Here is an 11,473-nt window from a genome sequence, read left to right as displayed (position 1 = left end):
TTATTGGATTAAGTTCGCAACCTAACGCAAAAATTTATATATTTGACCGTTATGGAAAACTGATCAAACAAATCAGTCCGACAGGCACAGGAGGCTGGGATGGTACGTATAACGGCCAACTAATGCCATCGTCAGATTACTGGTTTACAGTGGACTATTTAGAAACAGGAGTCAATAAAGTGTTTAAAGCGCATTTCTCATTAAAAAGATAAAATTCATTAGATTAAGAATAAAAAAGCTTCCATTTTGGAAGCTTTTTATTTTATAAAAAGGATGCCATTTGTTTAAAATGAAGGTTTTCGTTCTGTTGCTTTTACGTGAAATTTCAGATTAAAGTTAGAATAACAAGTGGGCTGTTTGGTATTTTTGTGTGAGGGATGGAAACGGCATCCTTTTTTTTCTTTCTTTAAGAAAAAAAAGATATAGTGTACAGCCCGACCCCGAAGCAGGAAGATGCTGTAAGAGTGAGCAAAATGTTATGCTTCGGGGTCACACCCAAAACATTAATTTCCTATAAAGTACAACTGTTCGGATTTAGATTTAGACCAAAAACAGCAATAAAAAAACCGATAAGATAACTTACCGGTTTTTTATTTAATATAAAGATTATTATTTTGAATTATACACTCTGATTGCATCTTTTAGGATTTCAACAGAACGAATCAGATCTTCTTTTTTAAGGACATAAGCAATTCGAACTTCGTTTAGGCCAACTCCTGGAGTGGAATAAAAACCAGCAGCAGGCGCTACCATCACGGTTTCCTTGTTCAAATCATAGGATTCTAACAGCCATTGTGCAAATTTATCCGCATTATCAATCGGTAATTGTGCAATACAATAAAAGGCACCCTTAGGTTTTGCTACTTTTACACCTTCAATTTTATTCAATTCGGCAATAAGTGTATCTCTTCGTTCTCTGTATTCTGTAATCACTTCGTCAAAATAACTTTGTGGGGTGTCAAGCGCTGCTTCGCTGGCAATTTGAGCAAATGTAGGCGGACTTAATCTTGCTTGAGCAAATTTCATTGCTGTTGCCATAAGTTCTTTGTTTTTTGAAACAATGCAACCAATTCTGGCGCCACACATACTATATCGTTTTGAAACCGAATCAATCATAATAGCATGTTCTTCTAAACCTGGGATGTTCATCACAGAATAATGTATGTCGCCATCATAGGTAAATTCGCGATAGACCTCGTCGGCAATCAGGAATAAATCGTGTTTTTTAACCAACTCTGCCAATTGCATCATTTCTTCTTTTGAATACAAATAACCCGTTGGATTTCCTGGATTACAAATCAGAATTGCTTTTGTTCTTGGCGTGATTAATTTTTCGAAATCAGCAATTGGTGGCAATGCAAATCCAGTTTCAATAGTTGAAATAACAGGAACCACTTTTACACCAGAAGCGGTTGAAAAACCATTATAATTGGCATAGAATGGTTCTGGAATAATAATCTCATCACCATGATCCATAGTGCTTCCCATTGCAAAAAGCAAAGCTTCTGATCCGCCAGTTGTGATGATAATATCCTCAACTTCTATTGGCAAACCATGATTTTTGTAATATTGGGATAATTTGGTTCTGTAGCTTTCAAAACCGGCCGAATGGCTGTATTCTAAAACTTTTATATCAAGATTTTTGATAGAATTCATCGCCACTTCAGGAGTTTTTATGTCTGGCTGACCAATATTTAGGTGGTAGACTTTATTTCCTTTCTTTTTTGCGATATCTGCATAAGGCACCAATTTTCTGATTGGTGATTCGGGCATTTGTTTTCCTTTATTTGAAACTTTTGGCATGATGATATGTTTTGAAATGCAAATTTGCGATTTTTTTTTCAAAAAAGTGACAATGTTTGGTGTTGGATATTGTTAAATCATTTTTATTTGTAGTAAGTTTAGTAACTTTATATAAATGAATTTCTATGAAGAATGTTTGTGCTCTATTTTTTCTCTTAATATTTTCTACAGCAGTATTTGCACAGGACGGTTTTCAATTTCAAAACAATAAAAATAAAATTGTTGTTCCATTTGAATTGATTAATAATTTAATTTTTATACCGATTAAAGTTAATGGGGTTGAATTAAATTTTTTGCTCGATACTGGTGTTAACGAAACCATTTTATTTAGCTTGGAGGATAAAGACGAAGTTCGATTTTATAATGTAGAAAAAATAAAATTAAGAGGTTTAGGGATTGAAGAGTCAATTGAGGGGCTAAAATCATCCCATAATACGCTATCCTTGCCTAATTTGATTGATACTGATCATGAAGTATATATTGTATTAGATCAGGAATTTAATTTTTCTTCCCATATTGGGATACCAGTAAATGGCATCATTGGATATGACTTATTTAAAAATTACTTAGTAGAAATAGATTATGACAGAAAAAAAGTAATAATCTATAAAGAGAATAAGAAAATTAATAAAAGAATTAAAAAACAATTTTCAAGTTATCCCATTTCTATTGAAGAACATAAACCATATTTGTTTTCATCAATTGAAATAGGAAAAAAAACTATTCCGGTAAAACTATTGCTTGATTCTGGAAATAGTGATGCAGTTTGGCTTTTTGTAGAGCAATCTAAGGAAATCAATATACCATCTAAGAATTTTAATGATTTTTTAGGAAGAGGATTTAGTGGAGAAATTTATGGAAAAAGAGCAAGAATTTCAAATTTGACAATTGATAAATTCAAATTTGAAAAACCTATTGTGGCTTTCCCAAATTCTTTGTCAACAGTAAATGTAAATTTTGTAAAAGATAGGGTAGGCTCAATTGGAGGCGAAATATTCAAAAGGTTTGTGGTGATTTTTGATTACAAAAACAGTAAAATATTTTTAAAGAAAGGACGCGATTTTGATCTTACGTTTAATTATAACATGAGCGGAATTGAAATACAACATCAAGGATTGCAATGGGTTGAGGAAACCGTACAGCTTCAGACAACACAACCAAAACATCAATACAATACAAGTGGAGAGAAAATTAATAATAACTTTAAATACAAATTCATTCTAAAACCAATTTACTCCATTTCTAGTGTCAGAAAAGATTCCCCGGCAGATGTTGCAGGACTAAAAAAAGATGACATCATAATTTCCATAAATAAATTAAAAGGCTACAAATATTCATTAGAACAAATCAGTTCATTACTGAAATCAGAAGATGGAAAATGGATAGAAATGGAAATCGAAAGAAATAATATGATTATGAAATTTAAATTCCAGTTAAAAAGTATGTTGTAAAAAAAAGCGCTTCAATTGAAGCGCTTTTTTTAATTTTTTATTATTGATTTGGAACCGATTTTTTCTTCTCCAATAAGTTTACTTCCTGTTTCACAATAACCTCACCTTTTATTTTCAAAGGAATTCTTCCGCCTTCATAATTCACTGCATTAGATTCAACAGTGATTGTTTTTCTAATCGGCCCTGGGTTCATATTGTATTTTACATCAATTTTACCAGTTTTACCAGGCATAATTGGCTCTGTTGGTTTCGTTGGAACAGTACAACCGCAAGTCGACTGAACATTCGTGATAATCAAAGGCGCATCTCCCGTATTTTTAAATTCAAACGTACGAACGCCACTGTCGGCCTCCTTCGTCACTTTACCATAATCAATGGTATTATCTTCAGCTTTAAATTCAATTTTAGCTCCCGATTGAGCAAATGCTGATGCATTAACAATAACAACAGCTAATAAAAGTATTAATCTTTTCATTATATTTAGTTTTAGTTTGGTTATGTAAATTTACTTTCTTTTAATTAATGTACAAATATTTAAATCGCTTTTTATACTGTACATAATTATTTACTTTTGTAGCAAATACAAAAAGCGTACCAAAACTTAATTCTGATTTTCAGGAGCAAAAAGTTTGGGCATCTTTATAAATCATTTTCCTGCTGTACGTTATAATCTTTTTTGTCCACTTTCCGGCGGACAAAAAAGGATTTCCACTACCATCAGGGCTATTAGATGAATCTTAGCATTTCGAGAGAAGTAAAAAGAAGAATTTTTGTAAACATATAAACGCATTAACGAATCAACAATACAATGACAATTCCATCGCAATTCGACGCCAAAACCATAGAAGACAAATGGTACGACTACTGGATGAAAAACAATTATTTTCATTCAACACCAGACCATAGAACACCATATACCATCGTAATTCCACCACCAAACGTGACCGGAGTATTGCACATGGGACATATGTTGAATAATACTATTCAGGATGTGCTGATTCGTCGTGCGAGATTAAAAGGCTTCAACGCCTGTTGGGTTCCCGGAACCGATCATGCCTCCATTGCAACCGAAGCCAAAGTAGTAGCCAAGCTAAAAGCCGAAGGAATAAACAAAAACGACCTGACACGCGAAGAATTTCTAGCACATGCCTGGGAATGGACCGATAAATACGGTGGCGTAATTTTAGACCAGTTAAAAAAACTGGGGGCTTCCTGCGATTGGGAAAGAACCAAATTTACTATGGATCCTGACATGTCAGCTTCCGTGATTCGTTCTTTTGTCGATTTGCACAAAAAAGGATTAATTTATCGCGGTTACCGAATGGTAAACTGGGATCCAGAAGCAAAAACGACACTCTCTGATGAAGAAGTAATTTACGAAGAACAACAAGGAAAATTATATTTCCTTAAATATAAAATCGAAGGAACCGAAGATTTCTTAACAGTGGCGACAACACGTCCGGAAACCATTTTTGGAGATACCGCCATTTGTATCAACCCGAATGACGAACGTTTTTCTCATCTAAAAGGTAAAAAAGCCATAGTTCCAATCTGCGGAAGAGTGATTCCAATAATAGAAGACGAATATGTAGATATCGAATTTGGAACCGGATGTCTAAAAGTTACGCCGGCCCATGACATGAATGACAAAGCGTTAGGAGAGAAGCACAACTTAGAAATCATCGATATTTTTAACGAAGATGCGACTTTAAATAGTTTCGGATTGCATTACGAAGGAAAAGACCGTTTTGTAGTTCGTGAGGAAATTGCTCTGGAATTAGAAAAAACGGGAGCTTTAACAAAAACAGAAACGCATTTGAACAAAGTAGGTACTTCCGAAAGAACAAAAGCTGTAATCGAACCTCGTTTGTCAGATCAATGGTTCCTGAAAATGGAAGATTTGGTAAAACCTGCCATCAAAGCGGTTCTCGAAGACGACGAAATAAAATTATACCCAAAGAAATTCGAAAATACATACCGTCACTGGTTAGAAAACATCCGTGATTGGAATATTTCCCGCCAACTTTGGTGGGGACAACAAATCCCGGCCTATTTTTATGGTGATGGGAAGGAAGATTATGTAGTTGCTGAATCGATTGTAGAAGCATTGGAATTAGCAAAAGTCAGAACCAACAATCCACAATTGACAATTACAGACCTTAGACAAGACAAAGATGCTCTGGATACCTGGTTCTCTTCCTGGTTATGGCCAATGGCTGTTTTTGGTGGAATTATGGATCCGGAAAACGAAGATTTCAAATATTATTATCCAACAAATGACTTGGTAACCGGTCCGGATATTTTATTTTTCTGGGTAGCCAGAATGATTATCGCAGGATATGAATATACCGGAAAGAAACCATTTACCAATGTATATCTAACAGGTTTGGTTCGTGACAAACAAAGACGAAAAATGTCAAAATCTCTCGGAAATTCACCAGATCCATTGGATTTGATCGAAAAATTCGGTGCCGATGGAGTTCGTGTAGGATTGTTGTTAAGCGCTTCCGCCGGAAATGATATCATGTTCGACGAAGAATTGTGCAACCAAGGAAAAGCCTTTACTAATAAAATCTGGAATGCCTTCCGATTGATAAAAGGGTGGGAAGTAAGCGAAGCGATTCCACAACCGGAATCGTCTAAAGTAGCTATCGAATGGTATGAAGCAAAGCTGCAGCAAACTTTAATTGAAATCGAAGACAATTTCGAAAAATATAGAATTTCGGATGCCTTAATGGGAATTTATAAACTCGTTTGGGATGATTTCTGTTCTTGGTTTTTAGAGATGATCAAACCAGCGTATCAACAGCCAATAGATAAAGTCACTTTTGATAAAGCCATTGAAATGTTTGAAAACAACCTGAAATTATTGCATCCGTTCATGCCGTTTTTAACAGAGGAAATTTGGCATCTCATTGCAGAAAGAACGCTGGAACAGGCCTTGATTATTTCGGAATGGCCGGTCTTGAAACCTTTTAACGAAAGTTTAATTACGGATTTCGAAAACACGATGGAAGTTATTTCCGGAATCAGAACCATCAGAAAAGACAAAAATATTCCGTTCAAAGATACTATTGAATTGAAAGTAGTAAATAACGACAACGTTTCTACTTATTTTGATACAGTAGTGACCAAATTAGGGAATATCACGGCATTAGAATACGTTTCTGAAAAAGTGGATGGTGCTTTGTCTTTCCGTGTAAAATCAAATGAATATTTTATCCCGATTACGGGTTCAATCAATGTAGAAGAAGAAATTGCAAAATTGACCGAAGAATTGAAATATACACAAGGTTTCCTGAAATCGGTGCAAGCAAAGCTTTCTAATGAAAAGTTTGTTGCCGGAGCACCGGAAAAAGTATTGAACAACGAAAAACAAAAAGAAACCGACGCTTTGTCAAAAATTGCTACAATCGAGCAAAGTTTAGCTGGTTTGAAATAAGTTTTAGTTTTCATAAAATAAAAATGTCTCAATTTTGTTGGGACATTTTTTATTTTGGATCAATAGCACTTTTCAATTATAAAATAATGTGAGGTAAGATTTAAACTATAAATATAATTTTGAGTTAATTAATGATTTTAAATCACTGATTTTTTTCTACTTTTAACCGCAATACAAAGAATCGTGTTAACAAAAAGGTTTCAATGAAAATCATGCTGCTTTTAGCGCTTTTAATGGGGTTGTCATCAAACGGTTATGCCCAAACTGATTTTGGTGATCAGTCATTTGCAATTCCGCCTCTTAACAGCAATGTGAAAGTGATTAAAAACAGCGCTCCTACGAGTCATTTTCCATCAATAAATTTTCCTCCGATAACGCTTCCTTTAAAAAGCACTCCATTTAATAATAATTCTTTACCAAGTAGTTTAAGAAAAATCGGGGAGAAGGATGTTGTGAATTTCATGCAAAAACAACCCTTTAGAAATTCAAATGAAATTTATCAAAAACGATTAGTTGAAAAGAATACAGATGAAAAATATCGTTTAAGCAAAAAGAATCAATACTTGGGTGATTTTAAGACCAAATCAAGATTTGTAAGGATTCATTTTTTTGATTATCAGGAAATTGATGGTGATATCATTAGTATTTATATTAATGGTATTGAGATTGCTTCCAATATTGTGCTACAGGCCAATCTTAAAGTAAGAGAACTTACGTTTGAGAAAGGGATGAATAAAATTGAAATTCAAGCTATCACTCAAGGAGATAGTGGGTTAAATACAGCTCAATTTGAGATTTATGATGAATTAGGAAATCTCCTTTATGCTAATCAATGGAATCTCGAAGCGGGTTATAAAGCAACAGTTGTTGTTATTAGGGAATAGTTACTTCAAATAAACGATATTTCAGGATGAGTTATTGTTAAATAAAAAATGTCCTAATTTCTTGGAACATTTCAAAACTATTATTTCAAATTTTCTTTATATTTTTTCTCAACGACATCCCAATTAATAATATTGAAAAAAGCGTCGATATAGTTTTTTCGCTTGTATTGATAATCCAAATAATAAGCATGTTCCCAAACATCTAATGCTAAAATAGGCGTTCCCGGAATCAGGACATTTGGCATCAGAGGATTGTCTTGATTAGGCGTACTCGTCACTTGGAGTTTCCCTGTTTTGTCTACAATCAACCAAGCCCAACCAGAACCAAATTGTTTTGTGGCTGCATTTTTAAATTGCGATTTAAAGTTTTCAAATGAACCGAAATCCTTTGTAATTGCTGCTGCTAATGTATCTTTTGGTTGCCCGCCGGCTTTTGGTCCCATACATTCCCAAAACAAACTGTGATTGTAATAACCGCCCGCATTGTTTCTTAAATCTGTGCTGTCTAAAACCGATTTCGATAAAATTTCTTCTATGGTTAACTGTTTAAAATCGGTTCCCGCAATGGCTTTATTCAGGTTGTTGGTATACGTCAGATAATGTTTAGAATAATGTATTTCCATAGTGCGCGCATCAATATTTGGTGCTAATGCATCATAGGAATATGGTAATTTTGCCATTTCAAATGTACCAGCATCAGCTTTTACATCATCGGGATTTCCAATAGATATTTTTTCCTGAGCTGAAGGAAGTGGAACTTCAACAACTTCGGTAAGTTTTTTATTGTTACAGGATGGTAACATTAAAAGAAATGAAAAACACAAGAGTAACGCAGTTGTCTTTTTCATGATATTTTTATTTTTCTTGTAAGGAATTAATGGCTTCAATATAAAATTCTTTGGCTTCATCTGGTGTGAGGTGACTGATTTGCATCCAAGCGTTGGTCTTGAAAGCATTTCTTAAATCAAAATTAGAAATATGGGTTGGATTCAATGTTCCAAAAGTGGCCTGTTTATAATAGGCATAAAGCCTCAACTGGACATCTTGTGGCAATGATGCTTGCGACATGGCAGAAGCCTTTTCAACGGCCTCCTGAAATCGAATATCTAAATCCTTTTTTGTCATTAAGATTTAATTGCAATTATTGTTTTTCCTCCAACTGCTTTTTGGTTCAGTTTTACATTAATTTGTGTTCCAAGCGGCAAAAATAAATCTACTCTGGAACCAAATTTTATAAAACCGGCATCTTCACCTTGAACAACCTGCATTCCTTCTTCGGCATAATTGACGATTCGTTTGGCTAAAGCCCCGGCAATTTGACGGTATAAAATTTCTCCGAAAACTGGATTGTCAATAACAATTGTCGTTCTTTCGTTTTCCTCACTTGCTTTTGGATGCCAGGCAACAAGAAATTTACCAGGATGATATTTACTGAATTTTACTTTTCCATTTACTGGATAACGCGTAACGTGAACATTTATTGGTGACATAAAAATGGATACCTGCATACGTTTGTCTTTGAAATATTCTTTTTCAAAAACTTCTTCGATCACAACTACTTTTCCATCTACAGGTGCAATAATATGATTGTCATTAATTTCAACTGTTCTTTTTGGATTTCTGAAAAATTGTAAAACAACTATCAGTAATATTAATGTTGCGATTTGAACAGATTTTAACAACCAAAAAGTGGTGATAAATTCTTTTGACAACAACAGTATAGCAACGGACAATGTTGTCGCTATTAAAATAATTTTCCCACCTTCTTTATGAAACATATTACAAAAAATTTAAAATTTGATAAAACAAAAATACAATTGGTGCTACAAATATAACACTATCAAACCGATCTAGAATGCCTCCATGTCCAGGCATTATAATTCCGCTGTCTTTTACACCGGCAACTCTCTTGAATTTGGATTCAATTAAATCGCCAATAGTGCCAAAAACACCAACAATTAATGCGATTACAATCCAAATAAAAGTTGCGCCTTCCTTTACTTCTATATAGTATTTCGAAATAATATAACTCGCAATTACTGCAAAGATTACGCCGCCAATAAATCCTTCGATAGTTTTCTTCGGAGAAATTCGTTCAAATAATTTTCTTTTTCCAATAGATTTTCCCACAATATAAGCAAAAGTGTCATTAGTCCATATAAGGATAAAAATACTAATGATGATTTTTGGATTGTAGCCTTTTACTCCAAAAGGAATTTTGGTAATAAAAATGAACGGAAGAATGATATAACCTATCAGATAGATATATTTTGAAATGGAGTCAATTTGTGTGCTTTTCTCATCAAATAAAAACACTAAACATTTTATGAAAACAAGGAGTGTAACGCTAAGCGCAACAAGTGTTGGTATAATTGCCGGCTTAGATAAGAATGCAATTTCCTGCTTGAAATTTGTCAGGTAAAATAAAAAATAGATTGCGCCAGCTAATAGAATTGGTATGATTTTATTGATTTGCACCAAATCACAAAATTCCACAACAGTTATAAGTAGAAAAATTCCAAATAAAATAAAAAAACTTTCAGTCGAAAATAAAATGGAGGCGACTAATAAAAATATATAGACAGCACCAGATAAGGACCTTTTGAGCGTTTCGTTCATCTTAAAGGTCTTCTAAAAGCAATAAATAAAGGTTTTTAGCAGAACTTCCGTAATGTAAAAAATCTTCTTCTTTTACTTTTTCAAAATATTTTATGGTAGTAATATTTGTAGGATAATCTTTTTCGTATTTCTTTTTTATCATGCGAAGACCATCACTTTTGCTTTCTAAAATCTGGCTTGTTGTTGCCAATATTACGATGTTAGCAGGTAATTCGTTCGGCTTATTTTGTTTTATTTGACTTGATGAAAACAAAACAGAACCTTCGTCAGCAATTAGGTTTTCGCAGGTTGCAAGAAGAAATTTTGGGTTTTTTGGCTTGTCGTAAATTAATTTATTTTCATCCAGCATGCTGAATAATTTTGGTTCATAGCAAAGAACCTCGGATTCATACCAATCATTTTCTTCTAATATATTTTCAAATTGTTCCTTAACCTCATTTAAATTTTCGCAATACAAAAATTTACCTCCATTTTTTTTAAAATTAAAAGTGAATCTTTCATCTACGGGCAATGACAAATTTAAAGCCGATTCATTGAACTTACTTGGATTTTCCTCATCTGAGGAATCGCTACCGGAACCAAAAATTTTCTTAAAAAGACTCATATAATAGATTCAAATGCTTAGGTTGTCGTTTGAAAACTTTCAAAGATAAAAAAATCTTAATTCAAAAGCGTTTTTTTGAATTAAGATTTTTATAAAAATGAAAAATATTTTTTAATTAAAGAGAAGTTTCTTCCTGCAAATTCTTGTCGAAAGTTCTTTTTCCGAAAATGGCCTCTAGGTCATCTTTGAAAATTACTTCTTTTTCTATCAGTATATCAGCCAATTGATTCAATTTATCCTTGTTTACTTCTAGGATTTTGATGGCTCTTTGATATTGACTTTCAATTAAGTTTGAAATTTCTTTATCAATAATCATAGCGGTATCTTCTGAATAAGGTTTTGAAAAATTGTATTCACTTTGCCCCGACGAATCGTAATAAGTGATGTTTCCTAGTTTTTCATTCAAACCATATATGGTTACCATCGCTCTTGCTTGTTTGGTTACTTTTTCCAAATCACTCAAAGCACCTGTAGAAATTTCATTAAAAACGACTCTTTCTGCAGCTCTTCCACCCATGGTAGCACACATTTCATCCAGCATTTGATCAGGACGAACGATTAATCTTTCTTCCGGTAAATACCAGGCTGCGCCTAAACTTTGTCCTCTTGGAACAATAGTTACTTTTACAAGCGGTGCCGCATGTTCTAACATCCAACTTACTGTGGCATG

Annotated in this window: 11 protein-coding genes and 1 pseudogene; 4 read left to right on the top strand and 8 right to left on the bottom strand. The window is 33.6% G+C overall.

All coding sequences use genetic code 11. The features are described 5' to 3' along the window. The coding region (locus VI621_RS13175) for a T9SS type B sorting domain-containing protein (protein WP_324218869.1) at positions 1–212 on the top strand (212 nt) is incomplete at its 5' end. 397 nt (positions 213–609) lie between these two features. Here VI621_RS13175 and VI621_RS13170 read toward each other — a convergent pair. Further along, complete coding sequence (locus tag VI621_RS13170) at positions 610–1,803, bottom strand: pyridoxal phosphate-dependent aminotransferase (RefSeq protein ID WP_324218868.1); 1,194 nt, start codon at positions 1,801–1,803, stop codon at positions 610–612. A 125-nt stretch (positions 1,804–1,928) separates the two neighbouring features. On the opposite strand from VI621_RS13170, the gene VI621_RS13165 reads away from it, so the two are divergent. Beyond that, entirely contained in the window at positions 1,929–3,254 is a 1,326-nt protein-coding gene (locus VI621_RS13165) for an aspartyl protease family protein (protein WP_324218867.1), read from the top strand. Positions 3,255–3,294: 40 nt separating this feature from the next. Here the strand turns inward: VI621_RS13165 and VI621_RS13160 are convergent, their stop codons facing one another. Continuing rightward, on the bottom strand, positions 3,295–3,729 hold the full coding sequence (locus VI621_RS13160; RefSeq protein ID WP_324218866.1) for a DUF1573 domain-containing protein: 435 nt from the start codon (positions 3,727–3,729) through the stop codon (positions 3,295–3,297). 333 nt (positions 3,730–4,062) lie between these two features. On the opposite strand from VI621_RS13160, the gene VI621_RS13155 reads away from it, so the two are divergent. Continuing rightward, positions 4,063–6,696 carry a valine--tRNA ligase gene (locus VI621_RS13155; protein ID WP_324218865.1) on the top strand — a complete coding sequence of 878 codons (2,634 nt, stop codon included), beginning with the start codon at positions 4,063–4,065 and terminating at the stop codon, positions 6,694–6,696. Positions 6,697–6,899: 203 nt separating this feature from the next. Then, positions 6,900–7,580 (top strand): hypothetical protein, encoded by a 681-nt coding sequence (locus VI621_RS13150; RefSeq protein WP_324218864.1) that lies wholly within the window; start codon positions 6,900–6,902, stop codon positions 7,578–7,580. Between the two features lie 80 nt (positions 7,581–7,660). Here VI621_RS13150 and VI621_RS13145 read toward each other — a convergent pair whose 3' ends face one another. From VI621_RS13145 to VI621_RS13120, 6 genes and pseudogenes are all read right to left on the bottom strand, one after another. Then, entirely contained in the window at positions 7,661–8,428 is a 768-nt protein-coding gene (locus VI621_RS13145; RefSeq protein WP_324218863.1) for a superoxide dismutase, read from the bottom strand. A 7-nt stretch (positions 8,429–8,435) separates the two neighbouring features. Then, positions 8,436–8,705 carry an acyl-CoA-binding protein gene (locus VI621_RS13140; RefSeq protein WP_324218862.1) on the bottom strand — a complete coding sequence of 90 codons (270 nt, stop codon included), beginning with the start codon at positions 8,703–8,705 and terminating at the stop codon, positions 8,436–8,438. After that, positions 8,705–9,358, bottom strand: a complete 654-nt coding sequence (locus VI621_RS13135) for a phosphatidylserine decarboxylase family protein (RefSeq protein WP_324218861.1) — start codon at positions 9,356–9,358, stop codon at positions 8,705–8,707. The genes VI621_RS13140 and VI621_RS13135 overlap by 1 nt, the downstream gene beginning before the upstream one ends. Before the next feature lies 1 nt (position 9,359). After that, a complete protein-coding gene (locus VI621_RS13130) occupies positions 9,360–10,199 on the bottom strand; it encodes a phosphatidate cytidylyltransferase (protein ID WP_324218860.1) in 840 nt (279 codons plus the stop codon). Between the two features lies 1 nt (position 10,200). Further along, positions 10,201–10,803, bottom strand: a complete 603-nt coding sequence (locus tag VI621_RS13125; RefSeq protein ID WP_324218859.1) for a lactate utilization protein B/C — start codon at positions 10,801–10,803, stop codon at positions 10,201–10,203. A gap of 115 nt (positions 10,804–10,918) precedes the next feature. Continuing rightward, a pseudogene (locus VI621_RS13120) lies at positions 10,919–11,473 on the bottom strand (peptidase M41); the annotation flags it as partial.

The sequence above is a fragment of the Flavobacterium sp. genome, from assembly GCF_035292545.1.
In the GTDB taxonomy this organism is placed as follows: Bacteria; Bacteroidota; Bacteroidia; order Flavobacteriales; family Flavobacteriaceae; genus Flavobacterium.
Note: the sequence above shows the minus strand (reverse complement) of the source record. Positions and strands in the feature narration are given on the sequence as shown.